The sequence below is a fragment of the Cyanobacterium stanieri LEGE 03274 genome, assembly GCF_015207825.1.
In the GTDB taxonomy this organism is placed as follows: Bacteria; Cyanobacteriota; Cyanobacteriia; order Cyanobacteriales; family Cyanobacteriaceae; genus Cyanobacterium; species Cyanobacterium stanieri_B.
Map to the genome: position 1 here is coordinate 30,538 of NZ_JADEWC010000027.1, position 18,659 is coordinate 49,196.

17 protein-coding genes are annotated in these 18,659 nt (G+C 39.5%); 9 read left to right on the forward strand and 8 right to left on the reverse strand.

The genetic code is table 11. The annotated features are described in order from the left end of the window. The first annotated feature begins 62 nt into the window (after window positions 1-62). On the forward strand, window positions 63-1,346 hold the full coding sequence (locus IQ215_RS11315) for a glutamyl-tRNA reductase (RefSeq protein WP_193801446.1): 1,284 nt from the start codon (window positions 63-65) through the stop codon (window positions 1,344-1,346). Between the two features lie 354 nt (window positions 1,347-1,700). Here IQ215_RS11315 and der read toward each other — a convergent pair whose 3' ends face one another. Further along, window positions 1,701-3,059: a ribosome biogenesis GTPase Der gene (gene der, locus IQ215_RS11320; protein ID WP_193801448.1), complete on the reverse strand. Its 1,359-nt coding sequence runs from the start codon at window positions 3,057-3,059 to the stop codon at window positions 1,701-1,703. A 183-nt stretch (window positions 3,060-3,242) separates the two neighbouring features. On the opposite strand from der, the gene IQ215_RS11325 reads away from it, so the two are divergent. Both IQ215_RS11325 and IQ215_RS11330 read left to right on the forward strand, forming a co-directional pair. After that, on the forward strand, window positions 3,243-4,967 hold the full coding sequence (locus tag IQ215_RS11325) for a diflavin flavoprotein (RefSeq protein WP_193801450.1): 1,725 nt from the start codon (window positions 3,243-3,245) through the stop codon (window positions 4,965-4,967). Between the two features lie 285 nt (window positions 4,968-5,252). After that, window positions 5,253-5,891: a DUF3386 domain-containing protein gene (locus tag IQ215_RS11330; protein WP_193801452.1), complete on the forward strand. Its 639-nt coding sequence runs from the start codon at window positions 5,253-5,255 to the stop codon at window positions 5,889-5,891. Between the two features lie 41 nt (window positions 5,892-5,932). Here the strand turns inward: IQ215_RS11330 and trpA are convergent, their stop codons facing one another. From trpA to galE, 4 genes are all read right to left on the reverse strand, one after another. After that, the gene (gene trpA / locus IQ215_RS11335; RefSeq protein WP_193801453.1) at window positions 5,933-6,727 is read right to left on the reverse strand and encodes a tryptophan synthase subunit alpha; all 795 of its coding nucleotides are present in this window, start codon (window positions 6,725-6,727) and stop codon (window positions 5,933-5,935) included. Window positions 6,728-6,795: 68 nt separating this feature from the next. Then, entirely contained in the window at window positions 6,796-7,086 is a 291-nt protein-coding gene (locus tag IQ215_RS11340) for a DUF3007 family protein (protein WP_193801455.1), read from the reverse strand. Between the two features lie 14 nt (window positions 7,087-7,100). After that, window positions 7,101-7,352: an NAD(P)H-quinone oxidoreductase subunit L gene (gene ndhL / locus IQ215_RS11345; protein WP_193801456.1), complete on the reverse strand. Its 252-nt coding sequence runs from the start codon at window positions 7,350-7,352 to the stop codon at window positions 7,101-7,103. 465 nt (window positions 7,353-7,817) lie between these two features. After that, entirely contained in the window at window positions 7,818-8,804 is a 987-nt protein-coding gene (gene galE, locus IQ215_RS11350; protein ID WP_193801472.1) for a UDP-glucose 4-epimerase GalE, read from the reverse strand. Window positions 8,805-8,992: 188 nt separating this feature from the next. Here galE and IQ215_RS11355 point away from each other — a divergent pair, with 188 nt between their 5' ends. The 3 genes from IQ215_RS11355 to IQ215_RS11365 all read left to right on the forward strand — a co-directional run bounded on the left by IQ215_RS11355 (window position 8,993) and on the right by IQ215_RS11365 (window position 12,860). Further along, a complete protein-coding gene (locus tag IQ215_RS11355) occupies window positions 8,993-10,084 on the forward strand; it encodes an ABC transporter ATP-binding protein (RefSeq protein WP_193801457.1) in 1,092 nt (363 codons plus the stop codon). 119 nt (window positions 10,085-10,203) lie between these two features. Beyond that, entirely contained in the window at window positions 10,204-12,366 is a 2,163-nt protein-coding gene (locus tag IQ215_RS11360; RefSeq protein ID WP_193801458.1) for a polyribonucleotide nucleotidyltransferase, read from the forward strand. 98 nt (window positions 12,367-12,464) lie between these two features. Beyond that, window positions 12,465-12,860: a DUF309 domain-containing protein gene (locus tag IQ215_RS11365; RefSeq protein ID WP_193801459.1), complete on the forward strand. Its 396-nt coding sequence runs from the start codon at window positions 12,465-12,467 to the stop codon at window positions 12,858-12,860. Window positions 12,861-13,368: 508 nt separating this feature from the next. Here IQ215_RS11365 and IQ215_RS11370 read toward each other — a convergent pair. From IQ215_RS11370 to IQ215_RS11380, 3 genes are all read right to left on the reverse strand, one after another. Then, entirely contained in the window at window positions 13,369-14,709 is a 1,341-nt protein-coding gene (locus tag IQ215_RS11370) for a gluconeogenesis factor YvcK family protein (RefSeq protein WP_193801460.1), read from the reverse strand. Window positions 14,710-14,773: 64 nt separating this feature from the next. Continuing rightward, entirely contained in the window at window positions 14,774-15,991 is a 1,218-nt protein-coding gene (locus tag IQ215_RS11375) for an ATP-dependent 6-phosphofructokinase (RefSeq protein WP_193801461.1), read from the reverse strand. A 233-nt stretch (window positions 15,992-16,224) separates the two neighbouring features. Beyond that, window positions 16,225-16,494 carry a YciI family protein gene (locus IQ215_RS11380; protein WP_193801462.1) on the reverse strand — a complete coding sequence of 90 codons (270 nt, stop codon included), beginning with the start codon at window positions 16,492-16,494 and terminating at the stop codon, window positions 16,225-16,227. Between the two features lie 166 nt (window positions 16,495-16,660). Between IQ215_RS11380 and IQ215_RS11385 the strand changes: the two genes are divergently transcribed. From IQ215_RS11385 to IQ215_RS11395, 3 genes are all read left to right on the forward strand, one after another. Continuing rightward, entirely contained in the window at window positions 16,661-17,539 is an 879-nt protein-coding gene (locus tag IQ215_RS11385; protein ID WP_193801464.1) for a 4-hydroxybenzoate solanesyltransferase, read from the forward strand. A gap of 12 nt (window positions 17,540-17,551) precedes the next feature. Continuing rightward, window positions 17,552-18,301 carry a pantothenate kinase gene (locus tag IQ215_RS11390; RefSeq protein WP_193801465.1) on the forward strand — a complete coding sequence of 250 codons (750 nt, stop codon included), beginning with the start codon at window positions 17,552-17,554 and terminating at the stop codon, window positions 18,299-18,301. 123 nt (window positions 18,302-18,424) lie between these two features. After that, window positions 18,425-18,659 (forward strand): type I restriction-modification system subunit M N-terminal domain-containing protein (locus tag IQ215_RS11395; protein ID WP_193801467.1); only part of this gene is annotated, 235 nt, incomplete at its 3' end.

The window sequence follows — 18,659 nt, forward strand, 5'->3', positions numbered from 1 at the left end:
TGATCAATAGTGTTTAAAAGCATTTATATACTAATCCGTTCTCAAATTTTAATAAACAAAAGATGAATATTGTAGTAGTTGGTCTTTCCCACAAGACAGCCGCCGTAGAGGTAAGAGAAAAACTGAGTATTCCAGAAGCAAAAATTGAGGAATCCATACAACACCTGCTAAGTTACCCTCACATCGAAGAAGTAGCCATAATTAGCACCTGTAACCGTATGGAAATCTATGCAACGGTATTAGAAACAGAACAAGGAGTAAAAGAAATTACTCAATTCCTCGCCGAAATAGGACATATTTCCCTGCCCCAATTACGCCGCCATCTATTCATTTTGTTACACCAAGACGCCATCCGTCACCTTATGCGCGTGTCTGCAGGGTTAGAAAGTTTAGTCTTAGGAGAAGGACAAATCCTCGCCCAAGTCAAAACCACTCACAAACTAGCCAACAAATATAAAGGCATGGGCAGACTACTCGATAGACTCTTTAAACAAGCCATTAGCGCTGGTAAAAGGGTGCGTACAGAAACCAACATCGGCACAGGTGCAGTGTCCATCAGTTCCGCCGCCGTCGAATTAGTAGATACTAAAGTAGATAACCTTTCAGATCTAAAAATAGCCATTATCGGTGCAGGTAAAATGTCTCGCCTCTTAGTGCAACACCTTGCCTCTAAAGGAGTAAGCGCCATTAGTATCGTAAATCGCTCTGCCAGTCGAGCTAAAGAATTGGCCAAAAAATTTCCCCAAGTAAATTTAGCCATTCACAACCTTGATGAGATGATGGCCGTGGTAGAAACTTCTGATTTAGTATTTACCAGCACAGGGGCAACCCAACCCATATTAACGAAAGAGAATTTATCACCCCTCAATATTACCGATTCTTTGATGTTAGTAGATATTTCCGTACCTCTCAACGTGTCTGGGGATGTGGAAGAATTAGATTTTATTAAGTCCTACAATGTAGATGATTTAAAAGCCGTAGTAGCCCAAAACCATGCCTCTCGCCGAGAAATGGCACGAGAAGCCGAAGCCCTATTAGAAGAAGAAATCGAATCCTTTGAGCTATGGTGGCAATCCTTGGAAACAGTACCCACTATCAGTTGTTTACGTACGAAAATTGAAGGTATCAGAGAGCAAGAATTAGAAAAAGCCCTTTCTCGTTTGGGTAGTGAGTTTGGGGAAAAACATCAAGAGGTTATCGAAGCCCTTACCAGAGGTATTGTTAATAAAATTCTCCATGATCCCATGGTACAATTGAGAGCGCAACAGGATATAGAAGCAAGACGCAAGGCTTTACATACCCTACAAACTCTCTTTAACCTCGAAATTTCTGAACAGTTTAGCTAAAATCAACGGTTTGAGGTATTTAGTTGTTGCCCCCTAAATCCCCCTATTTTGGGGGAATTTTATTGTTACACTAAATCCTTGAGAGATTGTATCTCTATTTATTAATATGAAATCTAAAAAAAATTGCTATAAATATAACTCGACTGGTATGTCATTTTAGAGGCTTTATTTGTTGCAAACATTTAAGTATTTCATATAATTTAAAATTGGGCTTAAAATGATCCTTAAAACTTAATGTTTATAATCATTAGTAAAAAAATATTCCCCGTTCCCTGTTCCCCGCCCTAATTAGTATATTATTGGAGCAGGATTTAGTATTAAAACCTATTAGAACTTAATATTGATTGAGGTTAATTAAACTTTGGTAGCTCTGTTTACGCCCATATTCTCTCCCTCTCGTAAACGTTTACCACGCCAAAACAGTCTGAGGGGAGTTCCCTTAAAGCCCAATTGTTGACGGAATTGTTTTTCCATATAACGACGATAACCCTCATCTAAACGTTTAGGATCATTCACAAATAAAGCAATACTAGGGGGTTTAACCGTTACCTGAGTACCATAATAAATTCTCCCTTGTTTTCCTTGTCGGCTAGTGGGGGGGGAGTGCCATTTAACAGCTTCCTCAATGACTTCATTAATAACCGAGGTGCTAACCCGTTTACGATGTCCTTCCGCTGCTCTATCTACTAAGTCAAGGATATTATCTACCCTTTTGCCCGTCATCGCTGAAACAAAAACTCTTTCCGCCCATTCCATGAAGAAAAGGCGATCGTCTAACATTTTTTGATATTCATAAATAGTATGGGAATCTTTTTCCACCGCATCCCATTTATTAGCGACAATTACCGCAGCCCTTCCTTCTTCAATAATTCTCCCTGCTAGTTTTAAGTCTTGCTCAGTGACACCATCTAAAATATCAATGACAAACAAAACTACGTCCGCCCGTCTAATGGCCTTAAAAGCTCGGTTAATGCCAAAAAACTCCGCTCCATAATCAACATTTTTCTTACGTCTAATTCCCGCAGTATCGATAAGACGATAGGTTTTGTCCCCTCGACGAACAATCATATCGATCGCATCCCGGGTAGTACCAGACACAGGGCTGACAATGGCTCTACTTTCCCCGGTCAGAGCATTCAAAAGACTAGACTTACCCACATTAGGACGACCAATAATCGCTACCCTAATTTCTTCTTCTTGCTCAATTTCATCCACAGAAGGAATATGCTTAATTAACTCATCCAACATTTCCCCCGTACCATTACCATGGATAGCCGAAATGGGGAAAGGCTCACCTAAGCCCAAATTCCAAAATTCTGCCGCTTGGGCTAATCCTTGATTTTCTGACTCACACTTATTCACCACCAAAACAATGGGAACATTTTGGGTTCTTAACCATGAAGCGATTTCTTCATCCCCAGCGGTTAATCCTAACTTACCATCCACCACAAAAAGAGCTACCACCGCTTCACTCAGGGCCGCTTGGGCTTGTTCTCTGATGTAAGGCAAAAATTCTGTATCATCATCAAATACTAAACCCCCCGTATCTACGATTTGAAATTCTCTATCTTGCCAGAAACCAGGGCGATAGGTACGATCTCTTGTAATACCAGGTTCATCAAAAACGATCGCATCTTGTTCCCCCGATAAACGATTAACAAGGGCAGACTTACCCACATTAGGGCGCCCGATTACGGCAACAATAGGAAGCATAGCAGATTTAACGGTAAAAATAACCAACTTCTTATTATAACCTTTAAAGACCTTCGTTGAGTTGAAAAGATTAAATCAATACCATTAAAGATCCAAAAATAGCCCCCCTTAGAACTAAATCCCATGGGTGACTATAATGGGAGAAACCATAATATAAAAAATTTATAAAGGGGGAATCTCTCAATGGTTACAACTCCCATAAAAACAGCAAAACGTCTCACAACTCAGGTGGAAAACATCGCCCCTGATACCACTACTATTCGTTGTCTTGATTGGGATCGAGATCGCTTCGACATCGAATTTGGTTTACAAAATGGAACTACCTATAATTCCTACGTGGTAAAAGGGGAAAAAAATGCCTTAATTGACACTTCCCACGCTAAATTTAAAAGTCTTTATTTTGACGAACTAAAAAAAGTCATTAATCCCCAAGATATAGACTACTTAATTATCTCTCATACCGAGCCTGACCATAGCGGTTTAGTTAAAGATTTATTGGATATTGCCCCCCATATTACTGTGGTAGCTTCTAAGGTAGCCATCCAATTTTTAGAAGGTTTTGTTCATCAAGATTTTAAAAGGCAAATCGTCAAAAACGGTGACCAATTAGACATCGGTAATGGCCATATCTTTGAATTTGTCAACGCCCCCAACCTCCATTGGCCAGATACTATTTTTAGTTATGACCATGGTACTAATACTCTTTTCACCTGTGATGCCTTTGGTTTACACTATTGCAGTGCAGATATATATGACCAAGATTTAGATGCTATTTCCCCAGACTACCGTTTTTATTATGAATGTTTAATGGGGCCTAATGCTCGATCTGTACTTTCTGCCATGAAAAGGATGTCTGCGTTAGGGAATGTTAAAGTAGTAGCCAATGGTCATGGGCCTATCCTAAAACATAATGTTCAAGAATTATTAGATCGTTATCACCGTTGGAGTAGCGAACAAAGTAAGGGAGAAAAAACCGTCGCCGTTTTCTATATCTCTGATTACGGTTATAGCGATCGCCTTTCCCAGTCCATTGCTAAGGGTATCACCAAAACAGGGGTTACGGTGGAAATGATCGACATTAACGGCACCGACATCCACGAAATACCAGAAATAGTGAGTCGCAGTGCGGGAATTGTCCTTGGGATGCCCCCCTTGAGTGATAATGGCGATATTGCCAATAAGGTAGGAGCAATCCTTGCCACGGTTAACAGTAAACAAATTTTTGGTTTATATGAATCCTACGGCGGTGATGATGAACCCATTGACACCTTTTCTTCTAAGTTATCAGATCTTGGTTTAAATCAAATATTCGTCCCCATCCGCATCAAAGAAACTCCCCACGAAACTACCTATCAAACCTGTGAAGAATCAGGAGTTGACTTGGGACAGGTTTTGACCAAAAAAGCCAAAATTAGTAAAAGGAAAGCCTTAGACGTTGATTTAGACAAGGCTATGGGACGTTTAAGCGGGGGTTTATATATTATCACTGCCCAAAAAGGACAGGAAACCAAGGGGGCGATGTTAGCATCATGGGTGAGTCAAGCTAGTTTTGAACCCCCCGGATTTACCGTAGCGGTGGCAAAAGACAGGGCGATCGAATCTTTATTGCAGGTAGAGGATACTTTTGTTTTGAACATCCTTGAGGAAGGAAAATATCAAAACTTAATGAAACATTTTCTTAAAAGATTTCCCCCCGGTGCAGATCGTTTTGAAGGGGTGAAAACCACCGTAGCTACTAATCAATCACCGATTTTAGTAGATGCCCTTGCTTATCTTGAATGTGAGGTAGTTAGTCGCATGGATTGTGGAGATCATTGGATTGTTTATAGTAAGGTTACCACGGGCAGGGTTTCTAAGTCCGATGCTTTAACCGCTGTTCATCATCGTAAAGTCGGGAACTACTATTAAGAATTTTGGCGTTGGTGAATGAAGGTATGATTTTTAGTTTGGCAATAGATAATGGGCAATAGTAATAATAGTTTTAATACTATACATTTACTATGATTCAATAATGTTTAATACTCAAAATCAGTAATGCCAGAATTTTTTTTACGGCAAGGGTTTTAAATTCCTTGTCCAATTTAATTTACTAACCTATACCGAAGGAATTGGTCTTAATAAAAAATAATCTCAATAACATGGCTATAGTACAATAAAGAAAAGCTGTAATTTAAAGCACATTTAGGAGTAAAAATGACTCAGACATTAACCGCAGAAAATCTTTTTCGTTCTGCCTATGAAAACCGCTACACTTGGGATAGTGACTTCCCTGGTTATAGCTGTGATATTACTTTAAAATCTAAAGAGGGAACTTTCACCGCTCAGGCAAAAATTGGAGCGGACTTAAAGTTTGAAATTTCTGGTATTGAAGATGGCCCGGTAAAAAAAGCCATGGAACAACAGTTGTGGGAAATTACTATTCACCGTGTTAACCATAGTTTTGAAAAAAGCCATGGTGATAATACTTTTAGCTTTGGTGACAAGGACGAAAATGGCACGGTGGAAATTTTGGTAGGTGGTGCGTCTGAGGGCAACCGCTATAAAGTGAAGGATAACAATGTTTGTTTTGTTTATCGTCGTATGGGTAAGGGTATTGTTGCCATCAATACTTTTGGCTTGTTAAATACTGATCAAGGTTATCTTTCTACGGGTTATGATTCTGTTTATTTAGATGCGGAAACTCTACAACCTAGAGGGCCTAAAACAGTGTTTAATGATACCTTTGAAAATGTTGATGGTTATTATGTTTTAACTAATCGCACTATCACCACGGAGGAGAATGGTGAGCCTGTTACTACGGAGTATCAATTTTCTAATGTAGTTTTGGGTTAAATAATCCTAGGTTAATGGTGGGCTATGCCCACCCTACGGGGTTATTTTATAGCTTGTTTTAATTCCGCACAAAAATCAGCGATCGCCTTTAAACCCGCTTCAGGCTCTTGGTTAGCTAACCGCTTCACAAAGGCACTACCGACTATGACTCCATCGGCCCCCCATTCCTTAATTTGGGTTGCCTGGGAAGGCTCAGAAATGCCAAAACCAACCCCTACAGGTTTATCCGTGGCACTATTTAACTGGGCAATCAAATCTTTTACCCTAGTTTGAATTTCGTTTCTCATGCCCGTAACCCCCGTCACACTGACAAGATAGATAAACCCTTGAGACTTAAGGGCGATCGCCTTTATCCTCTCCATGGGGCTTGTGGGTGCTACCAACAAAGTTACCTCAATATTATTATCCTCTGCTAACTGCAAGAAATTTTCTGCTTCTTCTAAGGGTAAATCAGGCACTACCAAACCCTTAACCCCTGCTTCGGCAATCTGGGAGAGAAAATTTTGCGCCCCACGATGAAAAATAGGATTATAGTAAGTAAATAAAATGATGGGCGTAGATACCTTATTTACCACCCTTTTAACCAAATCTAACACCTGATCAAGATTTACTCCCTTTTGCAAAGCACGGGTAGCCGCCGCTTGAATCACAGGGCCATCGGCCAAAGGATCAGAATAAGGCACTCCTAATTCAATCATATCCGCCCCATTTTCAGCTAAAAGGGCGATCGCCCTTTCCGTGGTAGCCAAATCAGGATCACCCGCCGTAATAAAAGGAATTAAAGCACATTCACCCCGTTCCTTGAGGTTAGCAAAACATTGAGAAACTGAACTCATTTAAACTATTAATATAAAAATTTTCTTAGCATTAAAATCATACATTAACCTGAGTTGCCTTTAGAGATTTATTGCTTATCTCCCATTAACTTCTCAATTTCCTCGGGGGACATTTCTTCCAACTGTTTAGCAAAAAAAGCATCATCATAATCCTTCACCTGCTTATGATAGGTCATATCATTGGTAAACACCCGAATTAGATAAGTAGAAACCCAACCAATTAAACCCAACACCAACACCACCTGACTCCAGATACCAGCATCCGCCGCATCTAAACCCAAAACTTGAAATACAAAATAAATTACACCCCCAGCCAGAAAAACACCGAGGGCGATTAGAATAGCGTCAATTCTTCTCATAACAATTAAAAATTTTAAGTTAACTCTCGACGACGGGGGCGAAAATTAAGAAATGGACTCAATAACAACATCCCAGGAAATGAAAAGAATACTAAAAAATACATAAATCCCCGTTCAAAAGAACTTGCCACATACCAGCGTTTATTAAGATAAAAATAAACCCCCCCAGGAAGAATTAATAGGTATAAGCCACTTAAACTAAGATATAAAGCCGCCGTGATAATTGTTTCTAGGTCAATGTTTTCAATACTTAACAGATTTTCCATCACTAAATTTTTAGATACTAGATAAAATTACTTACCGTGTGTCACGGCTGACATTATTATAAAACAAACAGACCATCACCCACCGTGTAATTTATCGGGCGTTGCCTATGTTATATGAAATCTAAAAAAATTGCTATAAATATAACTCGGCTGGGATGTCATTTTAGAGGCTTTATTTGTCGCAAACATTTAAGTGTTTCATATAACTTAGTATTCAAAATATTTATTATTACCATTGCCCATTGCCTATTCCCCATTGCCCATCTCCATGACCAATCATACCTAAAATCAGCAACGCCAATTTCATTTGTGATGAGGAGTATGGGTGATAATCATTAAACTATATCTTCACCGTTGCCCCACCTTGTAAACAATTGACAATGAATAATTAAGTACAGACGTACTATGGCACGTCTTTATTACCTGAAACCTCATTTTAATGATTAAGCGAAATAGATATTAATATTAATGGTTTCCATGTCGGAGTTGATGCCACTTCCAAGCGTGTTGAATGATGGTTTCAATGTCTGGGTATTGTGGTTGCCAATGGAGGATATTACGGGCTTTATCACTACTACCTACTAATATAGGTGGATCTCCTGCTCTACGATCGCCTTTAACCACATTAAAATCAATTTGGGTAATTTTTTTACTAGCCTCAATCACTTCTTTCACAGAAAAACCATTACCATTACCAAGATTAAAAATTTCACTCTTACCCCCTTGCAAAAGATAATCTAACCCTAAAAGATGGGCTTGGGCTAAATCACTTACATGGATATAATCTCGAATACAAGTACCATCGGGGGTGTTATAATCATCACCAAAAATAGTGATACTATCCCTTTGCCCTAAAGCGGTGTATAGAATAAGGGGAATTAGGTGAGTTTCCGGGTGATGATCTTCTCCGATGATACCATCAGGGTCTGCCCCCGCCGCATTAAAATAACGAAAAGCAACATATTCCCAACCATATGCCCGTTGAAAATCTGCCAACATTTTTTCGATGACTAATTTAGTATAACCATAGGTATTGATGGGGTTTTGAGGATGGGTTTCAGGAATAGGGATAATTTCAGGCACACCATAACTAGCACAAGTAGAAGAAAATACCATTTTTCTTACCCCCGCCGACTCCATGGCTTCTAAAAGATTGAGGGTAGAAACCACATTATTTTGATAATATTTAGCAGGGTTTTTCATGGATTCTTCCACATAGGCATAGGCCGCAAAATGAATTACCCCTTCAATGTCGTAGTCTTTAAATAATTGATCGAGTAAAGGGCGATCGCCCAAATCCCCTAAAATAAAATTAACATCAAGTTTTTCTACTATATCTTGATGACCATATACCAGATTATCAAGAACAATCAAATCATAACCCTTATCTTTCAATAACTTTACCGTATGAGAACCAATGTAACCAGCCCCCCCTGTCACCAAAATTGCCATAGGATTTTTACCCTTAGTTAAATAACCTTCCCATTTTACCTTCATCGTTCATTAAATTCATCATAGTTAATACTATGATTAAGCAACCCTCACCCTTGATATGGTCATCAAATGAGTAAGATTTTATCTTGTTATAACTGTCATAAAGGATTACTCTGAAATTCATCTAATCTGTCTCTTTAAAAAAAATGGCAAAAGTAAAACTAGATAATATTAGCCGTAAAATAAACCAAACTACCATCGTCGAAAATATCAGTTTTGAAATTCCTGACGGTGAATTATGGGTATTGGTAGGGCCATCAGGTTGCGGAAAATCCACCATTTTAAGGTGTATTTCTGGTTTAGAAACCATAAGCGGTGGAAATTTATACTTTGATGATAAATTAGTCAATCAAATACCTGCAAGACAAAGAGACGTGGCCATGGTATTCCAAAACTATGCCCTATATCCCCATTTAACGGTGGCTCAGAATTTAGGATTTGGGTTAAAAATGCGCAAAACTAACCCATCGATAATTGAAGAAAAAGTTAACTTTGTTTCTCAAATTCTTAATATCAACCATCTTCTACAACGTAAACCCAAACAACTATCAGGGGGGCAACAACAAAGAGTAGCCCTCGGGAGGGCAATCATTCGTCAACCCCAAGTATTTTTATTAGATGAACCCTTATCAAATCTTGATGCTAAATTAAGGGAACAAACTCGCACGGAATTAAAAAAACTTCATCATCAAGTGGGTATTACCACCATTTATGTTACCCATGATCAGGTAGAAGCTATGACTTTGGGCGATCGCATCGTAGTATTAGACCAAGGAATAATACAACAAATCGGCACTCCCCACCAAATTTATAACCATCCCGCTAACCGCATGGTAGCAACCTTTTTAGGAAGTCCCCCCATGAACATTATCCCCGTGAGTTACGGTGAAGATAAATTATGGATTGGTGAAAGACAATTTTTACCCATAACCCCTAACCTATTACAAAAATACCCTTTAATTCAATCCCAAAAAAATTTGGATCTTGGTATTCGCCCCGAATATATTACCATCAACAACCAAGGTAATTATCCCCACAATTTAAAAATTGCCATCGAGATTATCGAACCATTGGGCAAAGAAATGTTAATCAGAGGAACTATTATAGATAGTAATATCCCCCTTACCTTCCAACTACCCATTAACTATGCCATTGATAACCAAGATATTATTTCGGTTCAACTAGAAGAAGATAAAATAACCTTTTTTGATGCTATTACAGGGCAAGTAATGGGGTGATAAAAGATAATTAAAACAGTTTTTCATCAAGCCCTAATTATGGAATTGCCCCATGAATTAACATCTACCGTGCTACGATCTGTAAATGATAGAGAAATGAAGAATAAGGACAAACTTGAATGGAAGAATATGATAAGTCAATATCTTTTTTTGAAGGAAGAGATATAAAAATAAAAGTAGGATTGTTAGCCCCTCAGGCAGGAGGCTCAGTATTAATCGAAGCAGGAGAAACATCCGTTTTCGTTACCGCCACTCGTTCTCAGGGCAGAGAGGGCATAGATTTTTTACCTTTAACCGTTGATTATGAGGAGAGATTATATGCTGCCGGACGTATTCCTGGAGGTTTTTTGCGCCGTGAAGGAAGACCCCCAGAAAAAGCGACTTTAACCAGTCGTTTAATAGATCGCCCCATGCGCCCCCTGTTTCCTTCTTGGTTAAGGGATGACTTACAAATTGTCGCTACCACTTTATCCATGGATGAGGATGTACCCCCAGACGTTTTAGCCGTTACAGGGGCATCTATCGCTACCCTAGTGGCACAAATTCCCTTCGCCGGCCCCATGGCAGCGGTGAGGGTTGGTTTAGTCAAGGATGAATTTATCATCAATCCTACCTTTGAGGAAATAGATAATGGTGATTTAGATCTTGTGGTGGCTGGTACTCCCGATGGGGTGGTAATGGTGGAAGCAGGGGCAAATCAACTTCCTGAACAAGATATTATCGAAGCCATTGACTTTGGTTATGAGGCAATTTTGGAACTGATTCAGGCTCAGAAGGATTTAATCCAAGAATTGGGTATTGAATTAATCGTAGAGCCAAAGCCTGATACTGATTCTAATGCTGATTTAGAAAAACTCATCGCCGATAAAAGTACCGATGAAATTAAAAAAGTTCTTTCTACTTTTGATTTAGATAAAAAAGGTCGAGATGATGCTTTAGATGTCATTAAGGCTAGTGTAGTGGAGGAGGCGATCGCCTCTTTACCTGAAGAAGATCCCATCAAGGTAGCCACCAGCGAAAATCCTAAATTAGTGGGCAATCTCTTTAAGCAGTTAACCAAAAAATTGATGCGTCTGCAAATTATCGAGGATGGAGTTAGGGTAGATGGTCGTAAACTAGACCAAGTACGCCCTATTTCTTCTCGAGTGCGTCTTTTACCTCCTCGGGTTCACGGTAGCGCCCTTTTCCAAAGGGGTTTAACCCAAGTGTTATCCATTGCCACCCTAGGTACTCCGGGAGATGCCCAAGATTTAGCAGATGACCTCCATCCTGATGTGGAAAAACGCTATCTCCATCACTACAATTTTCCTCCCTATTCCGTGGGTGAAACTAAGCCGTTGCGATCGCCCGGTCGTCGGGAAATTGGCCATGGTGCTTTAGCCGAAAGGGCGATCGTTCCCGTATTACCTCCCAAGCAGGAATTTCCCTACGTCATCAGGGTTGTATCTGAGGTGTTATCTTCCAACGGATCGACCTCCATGGGGTCTGTGTGTGGCTCTACTCTAGCTCTGATGGATGCAGGAGTACCCCTAAGCAAACCCGTTAGCGGAGCCGCCATGGGCTTAATCAAAGAGGGTGACGAGGTGCGCATCTTAACCGACATTCAAGGAATTGAAGATTTTCTTGGGGACATGGATTTTAAAGTAGCAGGAACAGATGAAGGTATTACCGCCCTGCAAATGGATATGAAAATCACTGGTTTGGAATTAGAAACCATTGCCAACGCCATCAGACAGGCAAAAACCGCCCGTTTACACATCCTCGAAGAAATGCTTAAGCCCATCAACGAACCTCGCAAGGAATTATCTCCCTTTGCCCCTCGTTTGATGACCATGAAAATCGATCCTGAAATGATTGGTTTAGTCATTGGGCCTGGGGGTAAAACCATCAAAAGTATTACCGAGCAAACTGGCTCTAAAATAGATATTAGCGATGATGGCACCGTTACAATTTGTGCGGTACAAGCAGAAAGAGCTAGTCAAGCTAAGCGTATCATCCAAACCATGACTCGTAAGTTAAATGAGGGGGATGTTTATTTAGGTAAAGTAACCCGTCTGATTGATATTGGTGCTTTTGTGGAAGTGTTACCCGGTAAAGAGGGTATGATTCACATTTCCCAATTGGCTGAACATCGAGTAGGTAAGGTAGAAGATGAAGTGGCTGTGGGTGATGAAATTGTGGTGAAAATCCGTGGTTTTGATAACCGTGGGCGTTTAAATCTCACCCGTTTGGGTATTCATCCCGAACAAGCTGCGATCGCCCGTCAAGAAGCTGAAGCCTAATAGTTAAGGTTCAGTTATCAAGGGTAAAGCACCCTAAATAGTTAGATTTTAAGGGTTGAATTTTTGTTCAACCCCTGTTTTTTTAAGGGAAAATTTCCATGGATGAGACGCAACAGTTAAAAAAAGGAATTGAGCAATTAAACACGGGGCAGTTTTATGCTTGTCATGACACCCTTGAGGAAATTTGGATGGAAGCGCCAGAAACAGAAAAAAAGTTTTATCAGGGTATTTTACAAATTGCGGTGGGTTGTTATCACCTTAGTAATGGTAACTGGCGCGGTGCGGTAATTCTTTTGGGGGAAGGTATTCGCAAGTTAGGGGAGTTTGAACCTAGTTATTATGATTTAGATATTATTGGTTTTACTGATGATAGTTATGCTCTTTTATTGGCTTTACAAAAAATCGAACCTGAAGGGGCAAAGGATTTTTATCAACAGTTACTCGAACAAGGGGATATTGATGGAGTTAAGTTACCAAAAATTTATGCTATTTAACTTAAGTTCGGATAATTCGTTATAAATAAATTATATGAAATAGAAAAAAGATTGCTATAAATATAATTAACTTCAGTGAGGGATAATTGTTTATGGAAAAAAATAGCCCTTTGAGTATTTCCCGCCTTGTAATTCATTACAAGGCTACGGATTTGTCGTTCAATGAATTGAACTTTTATGTTTGGAAATAAATGGATTCAGCGCCCATAAATCTATACAAGGAATGGTCAAGGGTTTTAACCTAAATTGAGGTTAATTGGGCTGGAATTTTATTTGTCGTAAACATTTAAGTATTTCATATTATATCTTCGTACCCCCACCGTATAATGAATTACACGGCTAACGGTGGTTAATTCAATTTATTGAACTAAGGAATATTTTGATTCACGGATTTAATATAAACTATTATCACCCTCACTCCCCATCACCTGTACTCTCCATCACCTGTAACCTGCAACCAGAAGCCTGAAACCTAATCATGGTGATAGCTACTATGTCGAAACTGAGGTTAATTATTATCCCAAAATTTATATTGTGGCTTGTGATGATACCATCTGATCAGGGTTTTACTTAGTAAATCTGGATCGTGACGAATGCAAAAATTATCAGGGTTTTCATTCATCACATTACCTTTAACTATTCTTCTGCCCAATTTTTTTACTTCTTCTCTATCTAAAAAAACGGGATGGGATTTTTCATCGGCATAGATTCTTAAGGCTTGGGAGGATGGTTGTCTTCCCTGTACTAATACCGCATCAAATAATTTTACCCCGCAAATAGTATCTATGGCTCGAATATGATCCGCTACGGTGTAGCCGTCGGTTTCCCCCGGTTGGGTCATAATATTACATACATATATTTTAGGGGCAGAACTACGGGCGATCGCCCTTCTAATTTCAGGTACTAATAAATTAGGAATCACACTGGTATATAAACTCCCTGGCCCGAGGATAATATATTCCGCCTGTTCAATGGCTTTTAATACCGAAGGCACAGCCTTAGGGGCTTGAGGAGTACAACCAAAATCAATTATTTTGTCTCCTTTTTCGGGGATTTGTGATTCTCCATGTACCACCGAGCCATCGGCATATTTTGCCCATAACACAACATTATCTAAAGTAGCGGGTAATACTCGCCCTGTAATGGCTAGAACTTTGGCACTAGCGGCAATCCCTTTTTCTAAATCATGGGTAATGTCCGTCATTGCCGTCAAAAAAAGATTGCCAAAACTATGATTTTTTAAACCCTCCCCATCCCGAAAACGATATTGAAATAATTCCGTTAATAGGGTTTCCTCGTTAGCTAAAGCCGCAATACAATTACGAATATCCCCCGGGGGTAAAACCCCCAATTCACGGCGTAAAATACCCGATGAGCCTCCATCATCTGCCACCGTCACCACGGCGGTAATATTACCGCTATACTTTTTGATGCCTCGCAATAGGGTTGATAAACCTGTACCGCCTCCAATGGCAACAATTTTCATACCTTTATTGCGTTGACGACGATTCCATAACACATCGATTAATTCTTGATCATTTTCAGGTTGTAGCACATCAGTAATTGATCCAAAGGTGCGAGTTTGTCCCCAATAGAGCAGAAAAATGCCGATAAAAAAAGCTAGAGGCCCTGAAATATAACTAGGAATGATGTTGGTAATACGGTTAAGAAAATCAATCAGAAATTCGATTAGACGATTGATAGGGGTTAGTTTCACCCAAATAGCCAATCCTAAGAGGGTGAATAGTACACCGAATAAACTGGTAATTAACCAACGTTTGACGAAGATACCAGGGGTTAACCATTTGTACCAGCGATTAATTTTGTTGCGATCGTTGTTTTTACCCATATCAGTTTATATATTCGGTGATGAAAGGCTTTTATCATGCCCAAGGAAAAAAATTATTTTCCCCCTAAACATCTTCTTGAGAGTCAGAAAAGTTTTCTGCTTCAGAATTTATAGTAGCCGATAAATGAGAATCTCCCAAATATATACCTAATGATAGGGCAGTGCGCACCATAAAACCTTCGGGGTCCACAGGAGATGGGCAGGTTTTTTCTTGGTGACACCATTTTATTAAGGGCATAATCTGCTCTAGGGATTTACTTTCTACGGTGCCATTTTGCCAAATTACAAGGCGATTGTATCTTTCTTCCTCAATTAAGTGTAGGGCTTTAATGCCGAAAAGGGTGGCTAAGATGCGATCGAATGAACTAGGGACTCCACAACGTTGCAAATGCCCTAAAATAGTCGCTCTGGTATCTACTTGGTCTAAACCACAATAACGCTCATCCCCCGTGGCACAGAGGCGATGACTGGCTTCTTTAAGTAAATGGGCAAGGGTTTCGGCAATGTAAGCATCTTTTTCTCCCTTTAATCCCCTTACCCCTTCTGAAATGACCACTAGGGCAAATTTACGCCGATCGCACCTTAATTTGGCGATATACTGTGTCATACCATCAATAATATTATTGGTTAACTGGGGGGTTAATTCAGGAATTAAAATACAATCTGCCCCCCCCGCAATACCCGAATGGAGTGGTAAATGTCCAGCATCACGGCCCATGACTTGCACCACCATAATGCGCTCATGACTAGCGGCGGTAAAAGTTAAATCATAGAGGGCTTGGGTGACAGTATTTCGGGCAGTATCAAAACCCACTGAACGTTCAGTAAATGCCACATCATTATCAATGGTTTTAGGAATTACCACCAAATTCCACTCACCTTTTTTCGCCAAATCATAAATAATATCTAAACTACCATCACCCCCGATGGCAATGAGTGCATCTAACCCCAATTGACGATAACCCGCCAAAATAGAATCGGTTACATTCTCGTTTTTTACGTTACTACGACTAATAGAGCCTAAAACACTACCGCTCATAAATTGCAAAATGTCTAATCCTTGCAATACTCCAGGTACATCATAACCATGATCTTTTAATCGTAGATCTTCAATTTCTAAATCTCCTTTGACTATATCAACAAATCCATCCGTACCCCTAGGAATACCAAACACCTCCCAACTTTTTCGGGTGGCATACTTCACCACGGCGCGGATGATAGCATTTAATCCTGGGCAATCTCCGCCACTGGTTAAGATACCAATTCTTTTTTTCTGAGTCATTTTTTATTTATTTTTAAGAGATTCACAAATTAAGATCATTCTAAATTGTGTTCAAATATAAAACTCAAAAAAATTGATGGAAGATGGATAAAATAAAGTATCTTTGTACCCCCACCGTGTAATTCATTACACGGCTAATAATTTATCGTTCAATAAATTGAACTAAGATTATCACCCCCATTCCCCCATCTTCTCATCCCCTCGTCTCCCCATTACCTAAGACTAGAGATGTTTTAAAATGCTTGTATCCACTCTTTCACTTCGTAATCTGTCCAAATACCATTTTGCCAGTAGGGATCAGATTCAATTAAATTTTTAACAATGGCTTCATTTTCTGCCTCATAAATACCAAATACTTTACTATTGTCTTTTGTTGGGCCAAGGGTAATTAAAACCCCTTCTTCTTTTTGTTTTGCTAAACCATCTAGGTGAGCTTGGCGATAGGGAGTCCTTTTTTCGATCGCATTTTCACAGTAACTACCGAATAAAATATATTTTGCCATAGTTAATTAGTTAAATTCATGACTAGAAAACTAATTCTATCATTGCTGATTCTCCATTTTGAACCTAAAACGATAATGAAACCATGAGAGGGAAATATTATTTTCTGGCTAAGGGGTTAAAAATTCCGATAAAATAGCCTAAAGGCAACCATACAAATAATTTATCATGACTTCTGCAGAAGTTAATAACCCTAATACCTTAGAAAGCATCATTAAACTATTACGGTGGGATAAACCAGCGGGGCGACTGATTTTGATGATTCCAGCCCTTTGGGCAATCTTTTTGGCAGGGGAAGGAAAACCCCCCTTTAGTCTGGTGTTGATCGTTATTTTGGGTAGTCTTGCCACCAGCGCGGCGGGGTGCGTAATCAATGATTTATGGGATCGTAACATTGATGATAAGGTAGAAAGAACCAAAAAACGTCCCCTCGCTTCTCGGGCGTTATCTGTAAGGGTTGGTATTGCGGTTTTTATTATTTCCCTTGGTTGTGCGGCAGGATTGGCTTTTTTTCTTAATGCCCTCAGTTTTTGGTTATGTGTGGCTTCTGTGCCTGTTATTGTTTGTTATCCTCTGGCGAAAAGGGTTTTTCCTGTGCCTCAGTTGGTGTTATCCATTGCGTGGGGTTTTGCGGTGTTGATTAGTTGGAGTGCGGTGACGGGGGATTTGAGCAATAATGCTTGGATTTTGTGGGGGGCAACGGTGTTATGGACTTTGGGTTTTGATACGGTTTATGCCATGTCTGATAAAAAGGATGATTTAGAGGTGGGCATTAATTCTAGTGCGATCTTTTTTGGGGATTTTGTGGCGGATGCAGTGGGTTTATTTTTTGCTCTGACGGCTGGTTTATTTGCTTATCTTGGTACTATAAATGGTTTTTCCTTCATTTTTGGGGTAACATGGGCGATCGCCGTTATCCTTTGGGTTGGACAGTATATCGAATTGAGAAAGCCTAACCCTGATACCATTAACTATGGTGGTATTTTTGGGCAAAATGTGACCATCGGCTTTATTTTATTATTGGGTATTATTGTAGGCATTCGTTAGGGAAAAAAGGCATTGAGTCATGAAAATTGGTTAGGTTTAATGATTGGCAATTCCCGCTTACACTGGGCTTATTTTGCTGATAATCAATTACAAGAAACATGGAACACTATTAAGAGAGATTCTTTACGAGAATTAGAAGATATACTCCCCCCCGTGGTTAGTAATTACTTAAAAACAGCAATTCCCCTTTATGTGGCTTCGGTAGTGCCTTCTGCCACTCGTTTATATCTTCAATTACCCCAAACTATTATCATCGATGTTCGATCAATTCCCATTCAAGGTATTTATAAAACTATGGGGTGCGATCGCACCTTAGCCCTTTGGGGGGGCGGTTGTAAGTATCAATTTCCTTGTCTCGTCATTGACAGTGGCACAGCGTTAACTTTTACAGGGGCAAACGAAAATCAAGAATTAGTGGGCGGCGCCATTTTGCCGGGGGTAAAGCTACAAATGGAAACCTTATTTTTCAATACTGCGGCCTTACCTGAAGTGGAAATCTTAGAAGATTTTATTCCCCGTTGGGCAAAAAATACCCCCAATGCCATCCAGAGCGGTATTATTTATAGCATCCTCGGCGGTATTAAAGGATTTATCGATGATTGGTTAGAGCAGTACCCATCTTCTTCTATCATTTTAACGGGGGGAGATACTATCTTATTAAAGCAATATTTTGCTAAAATATATCCCTTTTTAGCAGATAAAATTATCTTTGATTCTGACCTTATTTTTTATGGCATGAAAGAGTATAAATTGAATATCTAAGGTGCGCTGGAAAAAATAACCATAACTTAAAATAATTGTGAGTAATATTTTTTGTAACGTTTGACATTAACTAAATCTGATAATCTTAGTTAGGAATAATCAGAGTTAGAGTAGTTAACAATAATGGATATAAGTACCCATAACAAATTAGTATCGTTCATTTGGTCTATTGCCGATGACTGTTTACGAGATGTATTTGTGCGGGGAAAATATAGAGATGTCATCTTACCTATGTTTGTCTTAAGAAGGTTAGATTGCCTTTTGGAAGAAACCAAAGACAAAGTAATGGAAGAAGTGAGATTTCAGAGGGAGGATGTGGGCTTAGTTGACTTAGAAGCAGAAGGTTTGAGGGAGGCTT

What these genes read in the sequence shown, in the direction of transcription:
- IQ215_RS11360 (WP_193801458.1), top strand. Translation starts at nt 10,204, where the DNA reads ATGGAAGAATATGATAAGTCAATATCTTTTTTTGAAGGAAGAGATATA.
- trpA (WP_193801453.1), bottom strand. Translation starts at nt 6,727, where the DNA reads ATGAGTTCAGTTTCTCAATGTTTTGCTAACCTCAAGGAACGGGGTGAA.
- galE (WP_193801472.1), bottom strand. Translation starts at nt 8,804, where the DNA reads ATGGCAATTTTGGTGACAGGGGGGGCTGGTTACATTGGTTCTCATACG.
- IQ215_RS11355 (WP_193801457.1), top strand. Translation starts at nt 8,993, where the DNA reads ATGGCAAAAGTAAAACTAGATAATATTAGCCGTAAAATAAACCAAACT.
- IQ215_RS11330 (WP_193801452.1), top strand. Translation starts at nt 5,253, where the DNA reads ATGACTCAGACATTAACCGCAGAAAATCTTTTTCGTTCTGCCTATGAA.
- IQ215_RS11315 (WP_193801446.1), top strand. Translation starts at nt 63, where the DNA reads ATGAATATTGTAGTAGTTGGTCTTTCCCACAAGACAGCCGCCGTAGAG.
- IQ215_RS11340 (WP_193801455.1), bottom strand. Translation starts at nt 7,086, where the DNA reads ATGAGAAGAATTGACGCTATTCTAATCGCCCTCGGTGTTTTTCTGGCT.
- IQ215_RS11370 (WP_193801460.1), bottom strand. Translation starts at nt 14,709, where the DNA reads ATGGGTAAAAACAACGATCGCAACAAAATTAATCGCTGGTACAAATGG.
- IQ215_RS11325 (WP_193801450.1), top strand. Translation starts at nt 3,243, where the DNA reads ATGGTTACAACTCCCATAAAAACAGCAAAACGTCTCACAACTCAGGTG.
- IQ215_RS11385 (WP_193801464.1), top strand. Translation starts at nt 16,661, where the DNA reads ATGACTTCTGCAGAAGTTAATAACCCTAATACCTTAGAAAGCATCATT.
- IQ215_RS11365 (WP_193801459.1), top strand. Translation starts at nt 12,465, where the DNA reads ATGGATGAGACGCAACAGTTAAAAAAAGGAATTGAGCAATTAAACACG.
- IQ215_RS11375 (WP_193801461.1), bottom strand. Translation starts at nt 15,991, where the DNA reads ATGACTCAGAAAAAAAGAATTGGTATCTTAACCAGTGGCGGAGATTGC.
- der (WP_193801448.1), bottom strand. Translation starts at nt 3,059, where the DNA reads ATGCTTCCTATTGTTGCCGTAATCGGGCGCCCTAATGTGGGTAAGTCT.
- IQ215_RS11380 (WP_193801462.1), bottom strand. Translation starts at nt 16,494, where the DNA reads ATGGCAAAATATATTTTATTCGGTAGTTACTGTGAAAATGCGATCGAA.
- ndhL (WP_193801456.1), bottom strand. Translation starts at nt 7,352, where the DNA reads ATGGAAAATCTGTTAAGTATTGAAAACATTGACCTAGAAACAATTATC.